Annotated in this window: 19 protein-coding genes; 9 read left to right on the forward strand and 10 right to left on the reverse strand. The window is 71.0% G+C overall.

The features are described 5' to 3' along the window. A partial coding sequence (locus FAF44_RS21660; RefSeq protein WP_237105045.1) for a glycoside hydrolase family 6 protein occupies positions 1-2,053 on the forward strand: 2,053 nt, incomplete at its 5' end. Between the two features lie 150 nt (positions 2,054-2,203). Here the strand turns inward: FAF44_RS21660 and FAF44_RS21665 are convergent. The 5 genes from FAF44_RS21665 to FAF44_RS21685 form a co-directional block, all read right to left on the reverse strand. Then, positions 2,204-2,605, reverse strand: a complete 402-nt coding sequence (locus FAF44_RS21665) for a DUF1992 domain-containing protein (RefSeq protein ID WP_237105046.1) — start codon at positions 2,603-2,605, stop codon at positions 2,204-2,206. Positions 2,606-2,614: 9 nt separating this feature from the next. Continuing rightward, entirely contained in the window at positions 2,615-3,514 is a 900-nt protein-coding gene (gene folP, locus FAF44_RS21670; RefSeq protein ID WP_237105047.1) for a dihydropteroate synthase, read from the reverse strand. 26 nt (positions 3,515-3,540) lie between these two features. Beyond that, entirely contained in the window at positions 3,541-4,014 is a 474-nt protein-coding gene (locus tag FAF44_RS21675; RefSeq protein WP_237105048.1) for an ATP-binding protein, read from the reverse strand. Positions 4,015-4,116: 102 nt separating this feature from the next. Next, the gene (locus FAF44_RS21680) at positions 4,117-5,169 is read right to left on the reverse strand and encodes an NAD-dependent epimerase/dehydratase family protein (protein ID WP_237105049.1); all 1,053 of its coding nucleotides are present in this window, start codon (positions 5,167-5,169) and stop codon (positions 4,117-4,119) included. 45 nt (positions 5,170-5,214) lie between these two features. After that, positions 5,215-6,396: a zinc-dependent alcohol dehydrogenase gene (locus FAF44_RS21685; RefSeq protein WP_237105050.1), complete on the reverse strand. Its 1,182-nt coding sequence runs from the start codon at positions 6,394-6,396 to the stop codon at positions 5,215-5,217. Positions 6,397-6,465: 69 nt separating this feature from the next. On the opposite strand from FAF44_RS21685, the gene FAF44_RS21690 reads away from it, so the two are divergent. Together FAF44_RS21690 and FAF44_RS21695 are read left to right on the forward strand one after the other, a co-directional pair. Continuing rightward, the gene (locus FAF44_RS21690) at positions 6,466-6,744 is read left to right on the forward strand and encodes a hypothetical protein (protein WP_237105051.1); all 279 of its coding nucleotides are present in this window, start codon (positions 6,466-6,468) and stop codon (positions 6,742-6,744) included. Between the two features lie 79 nt (positions 6,745-6,823). Further along, complete coding sequence (locus FAF44_RS21695) at positions 6,824-8,185, forward strand: carbohydrate-binding protein (RefSeq protein WP_237105052.1); 1,362 nt, start codon at positions 6,824-6,826, stop codon at positions 8,183-8,185. 39 nt (positions 8,186-8,224) lie between these two features. Here FAF44_RS21695 and ispG read toward each other — a convergent pair whose 3' ends face one another. Further along, positions 8,225-9,334 (reverse strand): flavodoxin-dependent (E)-4-hydroxy-3-methylbut-2-enyl-diphosphate synthase, encoded by a 1,110-nt coding sequence (gene ispG, locus FAF44_RS21700; protein WP_237105053.1) that lies wholly within the window; start codon positions 9,332-9,334, stop codon positions 8,225-8,227. Continuing rightward, positions 9,322-11,070, reverse strand: coding sequence for a 1-deoxy-D-xylulose-5-phosphate synthase (locus tag FAF44_RS21705; RefSeq protein ID WP_308193356.1), 1,749 nt, complete (start codon positions 11,068-11,070; stop codon positions 9,322-9,324). The genes ispG and FAF44_RS21705 overlap by 13 nt, the downstream gene beginning before the upstream one ends. Positions 11,071-11,193: 123 nt before the next feature. Between FAF44_RS21705 and FAF44_RS21710 the strand changes: the two genes are divergently transcribed. From FAF44_RS21710 to FAF44_RS21725, 4 genes are all read left to right on the forward strand, one after another. Continuing rightward, positions 11,194-12,243 (forward strand): polyprenyl synthetase family protein, encoded by a 1,050-nt coding sequence (locus FAF44_RS21710; protein ID WP_237105054.1) that lies wholly within the window; start codon positions 11,194-11,196, stop codon positions 12,241-12,243. A 13-nt stretch (positions 12,244-12,256) separates the two neighbouring features. Then, positions 12,257-13,198 carry a 4-hydroxy-3-methylbut-2-enyl diphosphate reductase gene (locus FAF44_RS21715; protein WP_237105055.1) on the forward strand — a complete coding sequence of 314 codons (942 nt, stop codon included), beginning with the start codon at positions 12,257-12,259 and terminating at the stop codon, positions 13,196-13,198. A gap of 31 nt (positions 13,199-13,229) precedes the next feature. Then, the gene (locus FAF44_RS21720; protein WP_237105056.1) at positions 13,230-14,645 is read left to right on the forward strand and encodes a family 2B encapsulin nanocompartment shell protein; all 1,416 of its coding nucleotides are present in this window, start codon (positions 13,230-13,232) and stop codon (positions 14,643-14,645) included. Positions 14,646-14,745: 100 nt separating this feature from the next. Then, positions 14,746-16,986, forward strand: a complete 2,241-nt coding sequence (locus tag FAF44_RS21725) for a terpene synthase family protein (RefSeq protein WP_237105057.1) — start codon at positions 14,746-14,748, stop codon at positions 16,984-16,986. Here the strand turns inward: FAF44_RS21725 and FAF44_RS21730 are convergent. Then, positions 16,910-17,251 (reverse strand): STAS domain-containing protein, encoded by a 342-nt coding sequence (locus FAF44_RS21730; protein ID WP_237105058.1) that lies wholly within the window; start codon positions 17,249-17,251, stop codon positions 16,910-16,912. The two genes, FAF44_RS21725 and FAF44_RS21730, sit on opposite strands and share 77 nt — an antisense overlap. Before the next feature lie 364 nt (positions 17,252-17,615). Then, on the reverse strand, positions 17,616-17,882 hold the full coding sequence (locus tag FAF44_RS21735) for a hypothetical protein (RefSeq protein WP_237105059.1): 267 nt from the start codon (positions 17,880-17,882) through the stop codon (positions 17,616-17,618). A gap of 489 nt (positions 17,883-18,371) precedes the next feature. Here FAF44_RS21735 and FAF44_RS21740 point away from each other — a divergent pair, with 489 nt between their 5' ends. Beyond that, positions 18,372-18,845, forward strand: coding sequence for a C40 family peptidase (locus FAF44_RS21740; RefSeq protein ID WP_237105060.1), 474 nt, complete (start codon positions 18,372-18,374; stop codon positions 18,843-18,845). Positions 18,846-19,094: 249 nt separating this feature from the next. On the opposite strand, the gene FAF44_RS21745 is transcribed toward FAF44_RS21740, so the two are convergent. Then, positions 19,095-19,361, reverse strand: coding sequence for a hypothetical protein (locus FAF44_RS21745; RefSeq protein ID WP_237105061.1), 267 nt, complete (start codon positions 19,359-19,361; stop codon positions 19,095-19,097). A gap of 649 nt (positions 19,362-20,010) precedes the next feature. Here FAF44_RS21745 and FAF44_RS21750 point away from each other — a divergent pair. Beyond that, complete coding sequence (locus FAF44_RS21750; protein WP_237105062.1) at positions 20,011-20,154, forward strand: hypothetical protein; 144 nt, start codon at positions 20,011-20,013, stop codon at positions 20,152-20,154. Positions 20,155-20,237 lie beyond the last annotated feature (83 nt).

The following is a 20,237-nucleotide window of genomic DNA, read 5'->3' on the forward strand; positions in this document are numbered from 1 at the left end:
GACCGGCACCAACCTGTCGTACAACGGCAGCCTGGCCACCGGCGCGTCCGTCTCCGTCGGCTTCAACGGCACCTGGACCGGCACCAACCCGAACCCGACGGCCTTCTCCGTCAACAACACCACCTGCGGCGGCGGCACCGGCCCGGTCACCCCTTCGGTGATCACCTCCTCCAGCGCGATCGCGGTGAACGAGGGCGGCACCGCCTCGTTCACGGTCCGGCTCTCCTCCGCGCCCAGCTCGAACGTCACCGTCACCACCGCCCGCACCAGCGGTGACACCGACCTGACCGTCAGCTCGGGCGGCTCGCTCACCTTCACCCCGAGCAACTGGAGCACCGCGCAGACCGTCACCCTGGCCGCGGCCCAGGACGCCGACACCACCGCGGGCACCGCCGCCTTCAGCGTCGGCGGCACCGGGGTCACCGGCGTCACGGTCAACGCCACCGAGGTGGACGACGACGCGACCGTCGAGCAGTCGATCATCGTCTCGCCCACGTCGGTGACCGTGCCCGAAGGCTCGACCGGCACGTACACCGTGCGCCTGGCCGCCCAGCCCAGCTCCAACGTGACCGTCACCTCGACGGCGGGCAGCGGCGACACCAGCATCACGGTCTCCTCCGGCGCCAGCCTCACCTTCACCTCGGCGAACTGGAACACCCCGCAGACGGTCACCCTGGCCGCCGCGCAGGACTCCGACACGACGAACGGCAGCCGCACCATCACCGTGGCCGCCACCGGCCTGACCTCGCGCACGGTCACCGCCACCGAGGCCGACGACGACGGCGGCAGCACGCCCACCCACGTCGAGAACCCGTACGCCGGCGCCACCGGCTACGTGAACCCGAACTGGAGCGCCAAGGCCGCGGCCGAGCCCGGCGGCTCGGCGGTCGCCAACACCTCCACCGCCGTGTGGATGGACCGCATCGCCGCCATCGCCGGCTCCTCCTCCGCCATGGGCCTGCGCGCCCACCTGGACGAGGCCGTCAGGCAGGACGCCGCCAACGGCTCCGCGCCGCTGTCCATCCAGATCGTCATCTACAACCTGCCCAACCGGGACTGCTCGGCGCTGGCCTCCAACGGCGAGCTGCTCATCTCGCAGGACGGCTTCAACCGCTACAAGGCCGAGTACATCGACCCGATCGCGGCCATGATGCGCGAGTCCGCGTACGCGAACCTGCGCATCGTCACGATCATCGAGCCCGACTCGCTGCCGAACCTCGTCACCAACCTCAACAGCTTCGACAAGTGCCGTGAGGCCAACGGCGCCGGCGGCTACCGCGACGGTGTGCGCTACGCGCTCAACGCGCTGCACGCCATCCCGAACGTCTACACCTACGTGGACGCCGCCCACCACGCGTGGCTGGGCTGGGACTCGAACTTCGCCCCGTCCGTGAACCTCTTCTACGAGACCGTCGCCGGCACCACCGCCGGCGTGGACAGCGTGGACGGCTTCATCGTCAACACCGCCAACTACTCGGCCACCACCGAGCCGTACTTCACCATCAACAGCACGGTGAACGGCCAGTCGGTCCGGCAGTCGAAGTGGGTGGACTGGAACTACTACGTCGACGAGCAGACCTTCGCCACGGCCCTGCGCAACGCGCTGGTCGCCAAGGGCTTCCGGTCGGGGCTCGGCATGCTGATCGACACCTCGCGCAACGGCTGGGGCGGCAGCGCCCGTCCGAGCGGGCCGAGCACCTCGACCGTCATGGACGACTTCGTCAACCAGTCGCGCGTCGACCGCCGTATCCACGCCGGCAACTGGTGCAACCAGGACGGCGCCGGCCTGGGCACCCGCCCGACCGCGAGCCCGGCCGCCGGCTTCGACGCCTACGTCTGGATCAAGCCTCCGGGCGAGTCCGACGGCGCCAGCCGGGACATCCCGAACGACGAGGGCAAGAAGTTCGACCGGATGTGCGACCCGACATACACCGGCAACAGCCTGAACGGCAACAACATGTCGGGGGCCAAGGCCGACTCGCCGCTGTCCGGCCAGTGGTTCTCCGCCCAGTTCCGTCAGCTTCTCGCCAACGCCTACCCGCCCGTCAACTGATTGGACCCGGCCGTCCGGGGACCCGCCTGACCCGGGCCCCCGGCCGGCCAGGAGAGGCCCGCCTGACCCGGGCCTCTCGGCTACCGGGAGGGGGTCCGGGCCGCGTGCCCGGGCTCCCTCCTCCGCGTTCCCGGCCGGGTGGCGGGTCCATTAGCGGCGGTCGCGCCGCCACTGCGAGACCACCTCGTCGGCGTCGAACGGCATCAGGTTGAGCGGCGGCCCCGGCAGCCCCGTGCGGATCGCCTCGCGAATCCGGTGGTTGATCTCCTCGACGATGCGCCGGGCCTCGGTCTCGGAACGCGCCCCGCGCGCCTCGGCCAGGGCTGCCTCGGCGTCCCTGCGCAGGGCGAGGGTGGGCGGCAGGGGCATCGACAGCCCCTCGCTCTCGATCTTCTGCCTGAGCCACCACATCTCGTCGAGCGGCCGGCCCTCGCCCGACAGCGGCTTGCCCTTGCCCGGCAGGTCGTCGAACTCGCCGCGCTCCTCCGCCTCCCGGATCTGCCGGTCGATCCAGCTCTCGAAGGGCATCCCGATGGGCTTACGGTCGGTCAAGGATCCTCCTCACGCCAGGTTGTGGCGGGGCGCCGCGGGCTCGCGCCACCCCAGCACGGCCTCCACCATGCGGACGGACGCCACCGTGGCCGCCACGTCGTGCACGCGCAGGATGCGGGCCCCCTTGAGGACGGAGATCACGTTGGCCGCGATCGTCCCCTCCGTGCGCTCCCCCTGGGGCCGGTCGAGCGTCTCGCCGATGAAGTCCTTGTTGGACAGCGCCACCAGGGTCGGATAGCCGATGGCGGTGATCTCCTCCAGCCGCCGCGTCAGCTCCAGCGAGTGGAAGGTGTTCTTGTTGAGGTCGTGCCCGGGATCGATGATGATCTTGTCGGGGGCGATGCCGGCCTTCAGCGCGGCGGACACGCGCTCGCGCAGGAAGTCGGCCACCTCCGAGACCACGTCGGCGTAGCTGGGCCGGAAGACGCGCCGGCCGGGGCCGCCCAGGCTGTGGGTGACCACGACGGACACGCCGGCCTCGGCCGCGAACTCGGCCATGCCCGGCTCGCGCAGCCCGTTGGTGTCGTTGATGACGTCGGCGCCCGCCCCGACGGCCGCCGCGGCCACCTCGGGCCGGTGGGTGTCGACGGAGATCACGGCGTCGGTGGCGGCTCTGACCCTGGCGATGACCGGGACCACCCGGTCGATCTCCTCGGCCGCCTCGATCCGCGACTGGGCGGCGCTGAAGGCGAAGCCGCCGATGTCGACCCAGTCGGCGCCCGCGGCCACGGCCCGCGTCGCCGCGGCGACGGCGCTGTCGAGCTCGAACGTACGGCCCTGGTCGTGGAAGGAGTTGGGCGTCCTGTTGACGATGGCCATGATGGCGACCTGGCGCCCGAAGTCGAACTCCCGCCGCCCGATGCGCCGGACGGGCGAGATGATCTGAGGGGGAAGCTGTTCGCCGCTCACACCTGGAGCCTACCCGGCGGCCCTGGTCAGGCGGTGAAGTGACCGAACGGGCGGCCACCTGGGGCGGTCACCCGGATGCGCCGCAGGCTGTCGGGGGTCTGCGTGCCCGGCCGGCGCGGTAACCGCATGGTGAGCAGGACGGTGGTGCCGCCGGGCCCGGTGCGGAAGTCGGCCACGTCGCACAGCCGGCGGATCAGGTAGATCCCCCGCCCCGTGTACGACGAGTCGGACGGCCGCTCGTCGCCGTTGACGTAGCTCTCGGGGATGCCCGACCCCCGGTCGCTCGTCTCGGAGCGGATGACGCCGTCGATCGTCCACAGCTTGAACCGCCCCCACCCGCCCGCGTGCTCGACGGCGTTGACCACGCTCTCGTGCACGGCGAGCACGAAGTCGTCGAGCCGGGGCCCGCGCAGCCCGCAGTCGGCCGCCTGCTCGGCCACCACGTGGCGCAGCGGGGTCACGTCCTGGAGGGTGAACATCTGGGCGATCAAGGTGGGCATGCGCTTCCTCCGTGTCGTCTCCTCGACACGCAGGCCGCGCTTCTGGACCTCGCGTGGTCATCCTGTTCCCCGAGCGACAGGACCTTACACGCAGTCAACTCATTACGGACGTCCGCCGATGCCCGCGGCCAGTTCCCGTACGCGGGCGACCGGGCCAGCTCTCTCCGGAGCCAGCGGCGCGGTCTCCATGCCCGCGCCCTCGCGCAGCCCGTCCAGCAGCTCTCTGACGGCCTCCTCGGAGGAGTGCCGCGGACGCCAGCCGAGCACCTCCCTGGCCCGTTCGGTCTTCATGACCGGGATGCGCAGGGCGAGTTCCAGCAGTCCCGGCGCGGCGGGCACGAGCCGCAGGTGCCAGCCGGCGGCCATGGCGGCGGTGGCCAGGCCGCGCGGGACCCTGACCGTCCGCGCGCCCACCATCCTGGCCAGGTCGTTCGCGTCGAGCACGGGCTCGGCGGCGATGTTGAACGCGCCCCGCACGGGCTCGGTGACGGCCAGCCGGTACGCCTGCGCCGCGTCGTCGGCGTGCACCACCTGCAACCGCAGCCCGGGAACGTCGGGCACGAACGGGATGCGGCCCGTCCTGAACAGCCGCCGCGGCACCAGCGGCCCGGCGAACAGCCTGCGCTGCTCGCTGGCCGCGGCCCGCTGGAAGACGAACCCGGGCCGCATGCGGACGACCCGGACGGCGGGGTGATCGTGCTCGAAGACGTCGAGCACCCGTTCGACGTACGCCTTCTCCCGCCCGTACGCGGCCCCGGGCCAGCCGTGCGTGGGCCAGCTCTCGTCCACGGGCCGGTCCCTGGGCCCCGGCGAGTACGCCCCCACGGAGGAGGCGTGCACCAGGGCGGGCACCCCGGCCTCGGCGGCGGCGCGGAAGACGCGCATGCTGCCGAGCACGTTCGCCCGCCAGGTGACCGCGGGGTCCCTGGTCGGCTGGAACAGCCAGGCCAGGTGCACCACGGCGTCGGCGCCGTCGAAGATGCGGGTCAGGTCGGCGGTGGCGACGTCGGCCTGCCGCCAGTCGGTGCGGTCGATCCGCCAGCCGGGCAACCGGCGGGCGACCCCGACGATCGAGGTCACTCCGCTGTCGGCGGCCAGCGCGCGTACCAGGCTGGTGCCGACATTGCCGGTTGCCCCCACCACCACGACTCTCATGGCTGCTCCGCTGCCCTGGCCGCCGGTGGTGAAACCCCGCGGATCTCAGGGCCGGAGCAGGATCTTCACGGCCCCGTCCCGCTTCTTCTGGAACATCTCGTACGCCTGGGGCGCCTGGTCCAGCGACAGCCGGTGCGTGGTGAGGTCCATGACCCCGAGCGGGTCGGAGTCGTCGGTCACCAGCGGCATCAGCGCCGGGATCCACCGTTTGACGTGGGCCTGCCCCATGCGCAGCGAGACGCCCTTGTCGAACAGGCGCAGCATCGGCATCGGGTCGGTCATGCCGCCGTACACGCCGATGATCGAGATGACGCCACCGCGCCGGACGGAGTCGATGGCCTGGTTGAGCGCCGCCAGCCGGTCGATCCCGGCGTTCGACATGAGCGGCGCGGCCATCGCGTCGGGCAGCAGCCCGGTGAGCGTCTGGGCGATCTTGGCGGCGGGCGAGCCGTGGGCCTCCATGCCGACGGCGTCGATGACGGAGTCGGTGCCGCGCCCCGAGGTGCGCTGCCTGATCTCCTCGGGCACGTCGTGGACCTCGCTGGCGTCGATGACCTCGATGCCGTGGCGGCGGGCCATCTCCAGGCGGGCGGTGACGCCGTCCACGCCGATCACGCGGTAGCCGAGGTGGTGGGCGATGCGGGCGCTCATCTGGCCGATGGGCCCGAGGCCGAAGACGGCGACGCTGCCGCCCTCGGGGATCTCCGCGTACGCGACGGCCTGCCAGGCGGTCGGCAGCACGTCGGACAGGTAGAGGAAGCGCTCGTCGGGCGGCCCCTCGGGCACCTTGATCGGGCCGAACTGGGCCTCGGGCACCCGCAGGTACTCGGCCTGCCCGCCGGGCACCCGGCCGTAGAGCTTGGTGTAGCCGAACAGGGCGGCGCCCATGCCCTGCTCGCGTACCTGGGTGGTCTCGCACTGCGCGTAGAGCTGCATCCCGCACATGTGGCAGTGGCCACACGAGATGGTGAACGGAATGACCACGCGGTCGCCGGGTTTGAGGTCGCCGACACCGGCCCCGACCTCCTCGACGACGCCCATGGGCTCGTGGCCGAGGATGTCGCCCTCGGCCATGAACGGTCCGAGCACCTCGTACAGGTGCAGGTCGGAGCCGCAGATCCCGGTGCTGGTCACCCTGATGATCGCGTCGTTGGGCTCCTTGACTGCCGGGTCGGGGACCTCCTCGACCCGGACGTCCCGCTTGCCGTGCCAGGTGACTGCCTTCATAAATGCCGCATACCCCCACATAGCGCAACAAACAGGTCGGGGCGTGGTGCCCGTCCTAGACTGCGCTGCATGGAACGCAGAGAGCCCACGCCGCTCACCCCCGACGAAAAGGCGCGCTTCCTCGTCACCATGAGCGAATGGCTGGCCAGGGAACTGCTCGAGAAGGGCTCGGTGCGCCTGGCCGCCGTCGACACCCCCGGTGGCCAGCGCGACTTCCAGGACGTCGCCACCCACGTGAGCGCCCTGTTGCGGCGGCGCGTGATCACCGTGACCAGCAGCCACGGCATGACGTTCGAGCTCCCCGACGAGCAACTGCCTGACCAGGAGCGATCCGCCATAACACCGTGATAGGTGGTTTTTGACACGACCACTCCTCGTATCGGGTCTCGTACGGTGACGACACCCCCCAGTACGAGGAGAGTCGTCAATGCTCCCCAGAAAGACCCTGACGGCGGGCATCACGCTGGCCGCCGTCGCCCTGATCACCGTCCCCGCCGTCGCGCTGGCCGCCGGAGGCGGCCCTGACGGCACCCTGTTCGCCGCGGCCAGGGCGAGCGCGTCCATCACCGCCGACCCCCCGCCCGGCCTCGTCGGCGCGCTCGCCCGCGACCTGGGCGTCACCGCCGAGCAGGCCACCGAACGCCTGGCGAACGAGGCCGCCGCGGCCGGCATCGAGCCCGCGCTCAGGTCGCTGCTCGGCCCGTCGTACGCGGGCACCTGGGTCACCGGCCCCACCTCCACCCCGGTCGCCGCCACCACCGACCCGTCGAAGTCGGCCGCCCTCACGGCCGCCGGCGTCGAGGCCCGCGTGGTCACCCGCTCGCTCGACCGGCTCGACCAGGCCAAGGCCGCCCTCGACCGTGCCGCGGCCAAGGCCCCGGCCACCGCGCCCGTCTGGTACGTGGACGTCGTCGACAACACCGTGGTCGTCCTGACCTCCACCCCCGCCAAGGCCGCCGCCTGGGCACGGGCCGCCGGCGCCGACCCCTCCGCCGTGCGCGTGCTGCGCTCGGACGAGCGTCCGCTCCCCTACTACGACGTACGCGGCGGCGACGCCTACTACATCGGCACCGGCTCGCGCTGCTCGGTCGGCTTCCCGGTGACCAGGGCCGGCTCCCAGGGCGGCTTCGTCACCGCGGGCCACTGCGGCACCACGGGTGCCACCACGTCCGGCGCCAACCAGGTGGCGCAGGGCACCTTCCGCGGCTCCTCCTTCCCGGGCAACGACTACGCCTGGGTCGAGGTCAACACGCAGTGGACGCCCACCGGCGTGGTGAACGGCTACTCCGCCGGCCTGCTGCCGGTGCGCGGCTCGACCGTGACCCAGCCGGGCTCGTCGGTCTGCCGCTCGGGCTCGACCACCCAGTGGCACTGCGGCTCGGTGCAGCAGCTCAACACCAGCGTCACCTACCCGCAGGGCACGGTCAGCGGGGTCACCAGGACCAGCGTGTGCGCCGAGCCCGGCGACTCGGGCGGCTCGTTCATCTCCGGCGACCAGGCCCAGGGCGTGACGTCCGGCGGCTCGGGCAACTGCAGTTCGGGCGGCACGACGTACTTCCAGCCGGTCAACGAGATCCTGTCCACCTACGGGCTGACCCTGGCCACACAGGGCGGCGGTGAGCCGACCGGCTCGCCGACCGTCCCGGGCGGCACGTGGGCCGCCGGCACCGCGTACGCGGCGGGCGCCACCGTCACCTACGGCGGGGCGACGTACCGGTGCCTGCAGGGCCACACCGCGCAGGCGGGCTGGGAGCCGCCGAACGTGCCGGCGCTCTGGCAGCGCGTCTGACGGGATCCGGGCCGGGGAGCCCTCTCCCCGGCCCGGGAATCACCCGCGCTCGTGTTCCTCGGCGATGCGCATGGCCTCCTCGACCAGCGTCTCCACGATCTGCGACTCGGGAACCGTCTTGACCACCTCGCCCTTGACGAAGATCTGGCCCTTGCCGTTGCCCGAGGCCACGCCCAGATCGGCCTCCCTGGCCTCGCCCGGCCCGTTGACCACGCAGCCCATCACCGCCACCCGCAGCGGGTACGGGAACCCGTCGAGCGCCGCGCTCACCCGGTCGGTGAGCGTGTAGACGTCGACCTGGGCCCGCCCGCACGACGGGCAGGAGACGATCTCCAGCCGCCGCTCCCGCAGCCCGAGCGACTCCAGGATCCCGATGCCGACCTTGACCTCCTCCACCGGAGGCGCCGACAGCGACACCCTGATCGTGTCGCCGATCCCCTCGTCGAGCAGCACCCCGAAGGCCACCGCCGACTTGACCGTGCCCTGCATGAGCGGCCCGGCCTCGGTCACGCCCAGGTGCAGCGGGTAGTCGCAGCGCGCGGCCAGCAGCCGGTAGGCGGCGATCATCACCTGCGGGTCGTGGTGCTTGACCGAGATCTTGATGTCGCGGAAGCCGTGCTCCTCGAACAGCGAGCACTCCCACAGCGCCGACTCCACCAGCGCCTGCGGCGTGGCCCTGCCGTGCCTGGCCAGCAGCCGCGGGTCGAGCGAGCCGGCGTTGACCCCGATCCGGACGGACACGCCGCTGCCGGCCGCCGCCCGCGCGATCTCACCCACCCGGTCGTCGAACTTCTTGATGTTGCCGGGGTTGACCCGCACCGCCGCGCAGCCGGCGTCGATCGCGGCGAAGACGTACTTCGGCTGGAAATGGATGTCGGCGATGACCGGGATCTGCGACTTGCGCGCGATGTCGGCGAGCGCGTCGGCGTCGTCCTGCGACGGCACCGCCACCCGGACGATCTGGCATCCGGCCGCGGTCAGCTCGGCGATCTGCCGCAGCGTGGCGTCGACGTCGGCCGTGACGGTGGTGGTCATCGACTGCACGGAGACCGGGGCGTCGCCGCCGACCGGCACGTCCCCCACCATGACCTGCCGGCAGGCGCGCCTCGAACGGCGGGCGGCGGGAAGACCGAGCTCTACAGCGGCCATCGGTTCAGTTCCTTTCTGACGGCGTACGCGATGCCCTGGCCGGTCAGCCCGGCCTCGGCGAGCAGCTCCGAGCGGCTGCCCTGGGGGATGAACTCGCACGGCAGGCCCAGGTTGAGCACGTGCTGACCCGGCGCGCAGACCTGCCGGACCAGGGCGCCGGCCCCGGAGGCGGCGATGCCGTCCTCGACCGTCACGACCAGGCGGCTGCCGCAGACCGCGCGGCGCAGGTCGGCGGAGACCGGGATGACCCAGCGCGGATCGACCACGGTCACGCCGAGGCCCGCGGCCGACAACGTCTCGGCGGCGCTCAGGCACGGCCCGGCCATCGGCCCGACGGCCACGACCAGCACGTCCTGGCCGGTGGCGGAGAGCACGTCCACCTGGCCGATGTTGCCCGCGGGCGGGATCTCCGGCCCGGCCGCGGCCTTGGGGAAGCGCAGCGCCGTGGGGCCGTGGTGCTCCACGGCCTCCTCCAGCAGCTCGGACAGGCGGACCGCGTCGCGCGGTGCGGCCACCCGCATGCCGGGCACGACGGACAGCGCCGCGAGGTCCCACATGCCGTGGTGGCTGGGCCCGTCGGGACCGGTGATCCCGGCCCGGTCGAGCACCAGCGTGACGGGCAGGCGGTGCAGGGCGATGTCCATCAGCACCTGGTCGACCGCGCGGTTGAGGAACGTGGCGTAGACGGCGACCACCGGATGCAGGCCGCTCATGGCCAGGCCCGCGGCCGAGGCCATGGCGTGCTGCTCGGCGATGCCGACGTCGAACATGCGCTCGGGGAAGCGCCGGCCGAACTCGGCCAGCCCGGTCGGGCCCGGCATCGCAGCGGTGACGGCGACCAGGTCGTGGCGGCGCTCGCCCAGCGCGCACAGGTGGCGGGCGAAGGCGTGCGTCCAGGTGTCCCTGGGCACGGCCAGCGGCCGGCCGGTCTCCGGGTCGGTGACCGGGATCGCGTGCAGGTGCTCGTCGAGGTCCCGCTCGGCGGGCTCGTAGCCGAACCCCTTGCGGGTCAGGCAGTGGATCACCACGGGCGCGCGCAGCTCGCGGGCCGCCCGCATGGCACGTTCCAGGGCCTCGATGTCGTGCCCGTCGACCGGGCCGAGGTAACGCAGGCCGAGGTTGTCGAAGACGGTGACACCTGAGGAGGTGCGCAGCCGGCCGAGATGGTCGGCGCAGCCCCCGACCGTCGGCGCGTACGAGCGGCCGTTGTCGTTGAGCACGACGATGACCGGCCGGTGCCGGGCCGCGCCGAGGTTGTTGAGCGCCTCCCAGGCGACCCCGCCGGTGAGCGCGCCGTCGCCGATCACCGCGACCACCGCCCTGGCGTCGCCGCCGGCGATGCCGCGCGCCTTGGCCATGCCGTCGGCGTAGGCGAGCGCGGTGGAGGCGTGGGAGCTGTCCATGTGGTCGTGGACGGACTCCTCGCGGCTGGGGTAGCCGCTCAGGCCGCCCCGGAGGCGCAACCGGTCGAAGGCGTCGCGGCGGCCGGTGAGGATCTTGTGGACGTACGCCTGGTGGCCGGTGTCGAACACGATCGCGTCGCCGGGCGAGTCGAAGACCCGGTGCAGCGCGATCGTGATCTCCACGATGCCGAGGTTGGAGCCGAGGTGACCGCCTCGGGCGCTCACCTTGTCGATGAGGAATTCTCGGATCTCACGGGCCAGCCCCGCAAGCAGCTCGGCGGGGAGTGCGCGCAGGTCATCGGGGGTGGCGAGGTGGGTCAGCAGGGTCTTCATGACATCCCCAGACAGTGGGACTGCTGTGGCAAAAGAAAGCTTGAGCGGCAAAAGACACTTTACACTGTGTGTATTCAGTGAGTAACTAGGGGTAGTGACGGACTGACAGAAGGAGCCGCGCGTATGCCGGTTGGCTTCACCCAGCACTCCCTCGGTTCACGGATCGACCGGAGGCTGAGCGGGTTCCTCGACTCCTGGCGTAACCCCGTATCCGATCCGGGCGTCGAGGCCGCCTTCGGGTTGCTGGCCGAGTTCATCCTCGGCGGCGGCAAGCGCGTACGTCCGCAGCTCTGTTACTGGGGCTGGCGCGGCGCGGGCGGCGACGACTGCGAGGAGATCATCAGCGCCGCCGCGTCCCTGGAGCTGTGCCACGCGGGCCTGCTGATCCACGACGACATCATGGACGGCAGCAACCTGCGCCGCGGCCAGGCCACCGTGCACAGGAGCCTGACGGACCTGCACCAGGGTCCGGGCGCGGAGGCGTTCGGGCGGGCGGGCGGCATCCTGCTCGGCACGCTCGCGCTGGCCTGGTCCGACGCGCTGCTGTCGTCGTGCGGTGTGCTGGCGCCCCGGCTGCGGGCCGCCCACCACCTGTTCGACGCCATGCGCACCGAGGTCATCAGCGGCCAGTACCTCGACGTCCTGGCCCAGCTCCGCGCGGGCGCCACGGAGTCCGAGGCGCTGATGGTGATCCGCTACAAGAGCGCCAAGTACACCGTCGAACGGCCGCTGCAGATCGGCGGCGCGCTGGCCGGCGCCCCGATGGACCTGCTGGACTCGTACTCCGGGTTCGGGGTGCCGCTGGGCGAGGCGTTCCAGCTCCGCGACGACGTGCTCGGCACGTTCGGCTCGTCGTCGGAGACCGGCAAGTCGGCGCTCGACGACCTGCGCGAGGGCAAGCAGACCGTGATGTACGCCTACGCCGTGCAGAGCGCCTCCCCCGCCCAGCTCGGCCACCTCAGGTCCTGGCACGGCAACCCCGCGCTGACCGAGGAGCGCGCGGCCGAGGTGCGGCAGATCCTGATCGACACCGGCGCGCTGGCCCGCGTCGAGGCAATGATCGAAACCCGCGTGCGCGAGGCCATGACGGCGCTGGGCGAGGCCCAGATCAAGCCGGAGGCCGCAGGCGTGCTGGCGCAGATGGCCGACCAGCTCGCGCACCGCACCAAGTAAGGGGCATCCCACCATGGGCCGGGTACTACTCGCGGCCCCGCGCGGCTACTGCGCGGGCGTCGAGCGCGCGATCCTCACCGTGGAAGAGGCGCTCAAGCGCTTCGGAGCACCGGTGTACGTGCGTAAACAGATCGTGCACAACACCTTCGTGGTGGACGACCTGAGCCATCGCGGCGCGGTCTTCGTCGAGGAACTCGACGAGGTCCCCGACGGGGCGCTGGTCGTCTTCTCCGCCCACGGTGTCGCGCCGGCGGTGAAACAGGCGGCGTCGGAGCGCGGGCTGCGCACGATCGACGCCACCTGCCCGCTGGTCACCAAGGTGCACAAAGAGGCCGTGCGGATGGCCGAGGCGGGCTACGAGATCGTCCTCATCGGCCACGCCGAGCACGAGGAGGTCGAGGGCACGCTCGGCGAGGCCCCCGAGCACATCCACGTCATGGACCCGGCCAGGCCCGAGGAGCTGACGGCCGGCGGCTCGGGGCGGGTGAGCTGGCTGTCGCAGACCACCCTGTCCGTGAACGAGGCCATGCGGGCCGTCGGCGAACTGCGCAAGCGCTTCCCCGACCTGGTCGATCCGCCGAGCGACGACATCTGCTACGCCAGCCAGAACCGCCAGGAGGCCATCACCGCGATCGCCCCGCACTGCGAACTGGTGATCGTCGTCGGCTCGGCGAACTCCTCCAACTCCCAGCGGCTGGTCGAGGTCGCGCTGAACGCGGGCGCGGGCGCGGCCCACCTGGTCGACCGGGCGGCCCACGCCGACGAGCGGTGGCTCGACGGCGTGCGGACCGTCGGGGTGAGCTCCGGCGCCTCGGTGCCGGAGGGGCTGGTCTCCGAGTTACTGGACTGGCTCTCCGCCCGCGGCTACGCCGACGTGGAGTCGGTGACCCTGACCGAGGAGACCCTCACCTTCTCGCTCCCACTGGAACTCCGTTCCGACCGCAACCCGGGCTAGAGCCCACATCCGAGAATGGCGGTGCAACAGCATGACCGAAACGACCCACTCGGCGACGCCCGAGAACGGTAACGGGCAGGGGCAGCTCAGCCTCAGCACCGATGCCGCCAAGCAGCTCGCGACGACCACCAAGACGCCGCCGCAGATGCAGGAGATCACCACCCGGTGGCTGCTGAAGCTGCTGCCGTGGGTGCAGTGCTCCGGCGGCGTGTTCCGGGTGAACCGGCGACTGACGTACACGCTGGGCGACGGCCGCATCACCTTCAGCACCACCGGCTCCGAGGTGCGGGTCATCCCCGCCGAGCTGACCGAGCTGCCCATGTTGCGCGGGTTCGACGACATGGAGGTGCTCGAAGCGCTGGCCGGCCGCTTCACCCAGCGTGAGCTGGAGGCGGGCGAGGAGATCGTCGCCGAGGGCGGCGAGGTGAACCAGCTCGTGCTGATCGCGCACGGCCGCGTCGGCAAGGTGGGGCAGGGCGCGTACGGCGACGACCAGAACCTCGGCGTGCTGGCCGACGGCGACTACTTCGGCGAGCAGACGCTGGCGCAGGGCGGCACCCACGACTTCAGCGCGCGGGCCAGGACCGCCACGACCGTGCTCACCCTGTCCAAGCAGGACTTCGACCGCATCGCCGAGCAGTCGCCGACGCTGCGCGAGCACATCGAGAACTGGCGCACCAGCGGCGACCACGAGCAGAACGACTACGGCGAGGCGGCGATCAACCTGTCGTCCGGCCACGTCGGCGAGGCCGTGCTGCCCGGCACGTTCGTGGACTACGAGCAGAGCCCGCGCGAGTACGAGCTGAGCGTGGCCCAGACGGTGCTGCGCGTGCACAGCCGGGTCTCCGACCTGTACAACCAGCCGATGAGCCAGCTCGACCAGCAGCTCCGCCTCACGATCGAGGCCCTGCGCGAGCGGCAGGAGGACGAGCTGGTCAACAACAAGGACTTCGGCCTGCTCTCGAACGCCGACTTCGGCCAGCGCATCCGCACCCGCTCCGGCCCGCCCACCCCCGACGACCTCGACGACCTGCTGGCCAAGGTGTGGAAGGACCCGTCGTTCTTCCTGGCGCACCCGCAGGCCATCGCCGCCTTCGGCCGCGAGTGCAGCAAGCGCGGCGTCTACCCGCAGTCCATCGAGGTCGGCGGGCATCAGGTGCCGGCGTGGCGAGGCGTGCCGATCTTCCCGAGCAACAAGATCCCGGTGTCCGGCACGCGGACGACGTCGATGCTGCTCATGCGGACCGGGCAGGAGAACCAGGGTGTGGTCGGCCTGCACCAGACCGGCATCCCCGACGAGTACCAGCCCGGCTTGTCGGTGCGTTTCATGAACATCAATGAGAAGGCCGTCATCTCCTACCTGGTCAGCGCCTACTACTCGGCCGCCGTCCTGGTGCCCGACGCGCTCGGCGTGCTGGAGGACGTCGAGCTCGGCAGGAACGGCTGACCCGTCCGCTTGCCTGTCGCAGGCCGGCACCGCGAGTTCGTCGGTGCCGGCCCTGCTGTGGGAGGGGGTTCCGCGCGACCGTACCTGTGGAGGAGTGACGATGACCCAGCCGTTCGAACTGCCGGACTTCTACCTGCCGTATCCGGCCCGGCTCAACCCGCATCTCGAAGAGGCCCGCGCGCACTCCAAGCGGTGGGCGCGCGACATGGGCATGCTCGAAGGCTCCGGCGTCTGGGCGGAGGCCGATCTCGACGCCCACGACTACGCGCTGCTGTGCGCCTACACCCATCCCGACTGCGACGGCGCCGAGCTCAGCCTGATCACCGACTGGTACGTGTGGGTGTTCTTCTTCGACGATCACTTCCTGGAGGTCTTCAAGCGCACCGGCGACCTGCGGGGCGGTAAGGAGTACCTCGACCGGCTGGCCGGCTTCATGCCCATGGACTCCGACCTGACCGTGCCCGAGCCGGTGAACCCGGTCGAGGCGGGCCTGGCCGACCTGTGGCCGCGTACGGTGCCCGGCATGTCGCCTGACTGGCGCGCCCGGTTCGCGGAGAGCACCCGCAACCTGCTGAACGAGTCGATGTGGGAGCTGGCCAACATCAACAGCGGCCGGGTGGCCAACCCGGTCGAGTACATCGAGATGCGCCGCAAGGTCGGCGGCGCGCCCTGGTCGGCGGGGCTCGTCGAGCACGCGGTGCGGGCCGAAGTACCGGCCAGGCTGGCGCGTACCCGGCCGATGCGGGTGCTGCGCGACTCCTTCTCCGACGCCGTGCACCTGCGTAACGACCTGTTCTCCTACCAGCGCGAGGTCGGCGACGAGGGTGAGCTGAGCAACGGGGTGCTGGTGCTGGAGCGTTTCCTCGGGTGCGGCACGCAGGAGGCCGCGAACGCGGTCAACGACCTGCTGACCTCGCGGTTGCAGCAGTTCGAGCACACGACGGTCTTCGAGCTGGGGCCGCTGTTCGCGGCGCACGCCATCGACCCGGTCAGCGCGGCCGGGGTGCTGGCGTACGTGAAGGGGTTGCAGGACTGGCAGTCGGGCGGGCACGAGTGGCACATGCGCTCCAGCCGCTACATGAACGAGCGGGCCCGCTCCGGCCGGCCGCTCGGCATGCCGGCGCCGGTGGAGGTGCCGGGGGCCAAGCGGCTGCGCGGCCTGGCGCACGTGCCGTACCAGCGGGTGGGGCCGTCGCGGGTCCCCGAGCTGTACATGCCGTTCGACCTGAGGCTCTCGCCGCACCTGGACGCGGCCCGGCGCGACACCGTGGCCTGGTGCACGGCGATGGGCATGCTCGAACCGCAGCACGGCGTGGTGGGCTCGGCGGTGTGGGACGAGGCCAGGCTGATCGACAACGACCTGCCGCTGTGCGCGGCCGGGCAGCACCCCGACGCCACGCCCGAGGAACTGAACGTGACCTCGTTCTGGCTGGCCTGGGGGACCTACAGCGACGACTACTTCTCCGCCGTCTACGCCCGGTCGCGGAACCTGGCGGCGGCCACGCTGGCGGTGGCCAGGTTGGGGCAGTTCATGCCGCTCGACGGCACGCCCGCACCGCAGCCGGCCAACGCGGTCGAGCGCGGGCTGGGGGACGTGTGGGCGCGCACGATCGGCCCGCTGCCGCCCGGCGACCGGCGCAGGCTGCGCACGGCGGTCGAGGAGATGCTGGAGGGCTGGTTGTGGAAGCTGGCCGCCGAGGTCGCCCGCCACATCCCCGACCCGGTCGACTGCGTGGAGATGCGCAGGACGGGCTTCGGCGCCCCGCTGACGACGATCCTGTCGCGGCTGCGCCGCCCCGAGAGCATCCCGGCCGCGTTCTACGACAGCGGGCCGGTGGTGGCGCTGCGGAACGCGCTGATCGACGCCGGGACGCTGCTCAACGACATGTTCTCCTACCAGAAGGAGGTCGAGTTCGCGGGCGAGGTGCACAACGGCGTCCTGGTGGTGCGCAGCTTCTTCGACTGCGACTACCCGACGGCGGTGAAGATCGTCAACGACCTGTGCGCCTCGCGGGTGCGGCAGTTCGAGCACATCGTCGAGCACGAGGTGCCGATCGTCTGCGACGACCTCGGTCTCGACTCCGACGCGCGCCGCGACGTGGACGCGTTCGTGGCGGGGTTGCGTGACTGGCTGGCCGCGACCCTGAACTGGCATCGGGGCTGCTTCCGCTACGACGAGGCGTCGCTGCTGCGTCACCACCGCCCGGCTCGGTGGCGGCTGGGCGGGCCGAGCGGGCTCGGCACCTCGGCCGCGATCGTCGGCGCTACAGGGGCGCGTGGTGGACCTGGGGCTGGTAGAACCAGCCCATCATGCGCAGCAGCCTCCGCTGGTCCGGCGTGACGTTGTGCAGGCGGATCCAGCGTTGTGAGGGCGGCAGGGTGGGCATGACGAGCACGCGCAGCCCGGAGACGTCGATGAAGGAGAGGGATCCGGTGTCGACCACGATGTAGGTGCCCTGTCGGCAGCTCGCCAGCGTGCTGGCCAGCGCGGGGCTGTTGGAGGCGTCGATCTCGCCGATGAGCGTGACGGCCGGTACCCCCGGCGTCGTCGCCATCGTGATCGTCAGTTGCTCGTCCTGGTAGAGCAGCCGCTCCTGGACGCTCATGCTCCTCGCACCCCCCACACGCGCTCTGGGGGTCGTCTTGCCGGTCAGGGCCGGTCACCGCGGCGATTGACCCGAAAACAAGGCTACACGAGGGATGTATGGTGTTGTAATTTTCGTCGGGAAATGACCGAATTGCGGGGAAAATATGGCGGGCAGCGCTTTCCGAACAGGCCGGCCGTACCCGCGCCGGCTGCGGGCTTGACCGGCGCCGGCCTGTTCGGAAGAGGCGTTCTGCCGCGGGCGGGACGCGCGATGCTCAGGTCCGTCCTGGGGAGTGCTCCGGCAAGGTGCCGCCACGAGGGGTCGTGGCTACCGGGGCGCTCTCAGGCCGGACGCGGGCGGGCGTCGTCCCGCGCCGGACGGGTCAGTTGTTGTCGCCCACGTTCTCCAGGTTGCTGAGGAGACCGAGGTCGATGTCCTGCAGGTGCAGGGCCGAGATGACGTCGATGTACTTCACCGAGTCGTTGAGCGCGTCGTTCAGCAGCGTGGCGTCGTCCAGGAGGCTGAACTGGCTCAGGATCTGGCTGTGCTTGTTGAAGGCGTTGGGGCCGACGTCGGCGGAGGCGGCCGTGGCCGAGAACCCGAACAGGCAGCCCGCGATCGCTGCACCGGCCAGAATGCGACGGATCATTTTTCTACTTCTCCTTCGTCGGAATCAGCGCGGGATGCGCTCGTCGTGAATCACTCGCACAGAGCTGCGGGATTCCATGAATAACAATGTCGTGGGCTGTCGGCGGGCCGCAACCCGAGTGCGCTAAGTCAAAGTCAAATACCCGCCCGAATTTCTTGGTCACCGATTACCGCTGGTCCGGATACGTCCGAATGGCCCGGATTTGTCCGGAGTGGCATGACGGCACATTCTCAGCTTATGGCCATACGCACATCCCGCATCGCCAAAGGGCGTTTTATCCCCATAGAGAAGGAGGAATGTAAGCCACAGGACGACGGGGTTGCGCGCCGCGGCGAGTTCTCGGCGCGGACAGGTGCGGGGAGCGCTGAATATGCCATGAATGGACTACGGCCACTGCTGCTAATAGCTCTCGCGCACGCGATTCTGAGCACACCGCATTCCGCCGCGACGACAGCGGTCAAAACCTGCCCGGGGCAGATGTGCCGGCCGATGCTGGCTCGATCGGCGGCCGGGGCCATCGCGGCGCGGGCGGCCGTCGAGATGATCGGCGTCCCGTACTCGTGGGGCGGCGGCGGGGTGCGCGGGCCCGGGTACGGGATCGGGAAAGGCGCCAAGACCTGGGGCTTCGACTGCTCCGGCCTGAGCGAGTACGCGTGGGCGCGGGCCGGGGTGCTCATCGGCACCACCACCCAGGAGCAGTGGCGTGCGGGCATCCGCGTCGAGAAGGAGCAGATAGCACCCGGGGACCTGGTCTTCTACGACAACGACAGGAACAGCCCGGGGCCGGAGCACGTGGGTGTCGCGGTGGACGCGACGCACATGGTGAACGCCCCTTACACGGGGCAGGCGGTCCGCGTGGAACCGCTGGACCGGCAGACGTTCATGGGGGCGGTACGGCCGAGCGAGAGCGCGGCCAACCTCGATCCGCCCGCGTATTCCACGGGCGCGACAGGCAGGGGATGAACTTCCCGGGGGCCGGCCCCGGGGGACGAACGCCGCCACGCGACCCAGGTCGTCCTGCAGTGATCGACCTGGGCCGCGCGGCGCTTGGGGCTCGGTGCGCACTGAGCCCGAACCGCGGATTCGCGAATTCCGCGGTCGTTGTTGCGGTTCACCTCAAGGCACCAGGAAGGGCGATCTTGGCCGGGCGGGCTCCCGTCATTGCCCGGAAGCCGCCGATCGTCTTTCCTGCCTACGCCACGCGAGGAGTCGTCAGTTGTTGTCGCCCGTGCCTTCCTCGTTGTTCAGGACGTGGGCGTCGATGTCGTTCAGGTGCAGCAGCGTGATGATGTCGATGTACTTGACCGAGTCGTTGAGGACGTCGTTCAGAGCGGTCAGGTCGTCGAGGGCGCTGAGCTGGCTCAGGATGCTCTGCCCGCTGTTGTGCGGGTTGGGGCCGACGTCGGCGGAGGCTCCGGTGGCGGAGAAGCCGAAGGCGACGGCCGCGATTGCTGCACCGGCCAGAATGCGACGGATCATGTTTTCTTTCCTCCATGGATCGGCGCGGAAAACCGGCGCCATAGTCGTTTGTGCAGGGCTGTGAGGTGCCGCAAATAACAATCGCGGCAGGCAGCGGAATCCGCAACTCAGAACGGCATCTTCGCGGTCCATGAGGAACCCCGGTCTCTTGACACTGCGTTTTAACACCCGTGCACGGCGCACGACGCACGGACCAGGCCGACGGCCCGGCGGACCACATTCATTTGGCCAGAACCCGAGAATGGCGGCGTAATCGCCTACCGCCGTTTGGCGGACGATCACCCGAAACTTGGGAATCGCCGGTGCGCCTCCCGGCGTGCCCGGACGGCCGTCCTGAGGCCGATGTCCGGGCCGAACAAAGCAGCGAGATGGCCGCCGGAGTTCCGAGAAAGGAGGTGCTCGGGATGCGACCGCGTATCCGCAAGACGATCGTGGTTATCCACGTCATCGTGCCGGTCTCGCTGCTCGGTGAGGTGGGGGGGCCGGTCGTGCTGAATACGGTGGCGGCCCTGACAAAGGACCTGGCGCCGGCGCACGCGGCCTATCGCCTGATGCCGCTCCTGGTGTTCGCGGGCGGGATCCTCGCATTGACCACCGGCGTCCTGCCGGCCCCGACCCGCCATTGCGGCATTACCGGGTGGCGGCCGACATGGTGCCCGCGCCTGGCACGGAGTGGGACGCCGGGTTCGCCGCCAGGCAGGAGGCGGTACGCCGCACCCTGCTGACCCACGAGCGACTGGTGGCCGTACTGCCTGCCCACGGCTCCGGCTTCATCCTGGCCACCGCCCGCTGAGCCGCAGGCGGGCACCGGATCAAAAGGGGCGCCGCGGGACGGGCGGGCAGGGTTGTGCGCAGGTGCCCGGTGGCGGGACCGGG

It is taken from the genome of Nonomuraea sp. MG754425 (genome assembly GCF_021699195.1).
In the GTDB taxonomy this organism is placed as follows: Bacteria; Actinomycetota; Actinomycetes; order Streptosporangiales; family Streptosporangiaceae; genus Nonomuraea.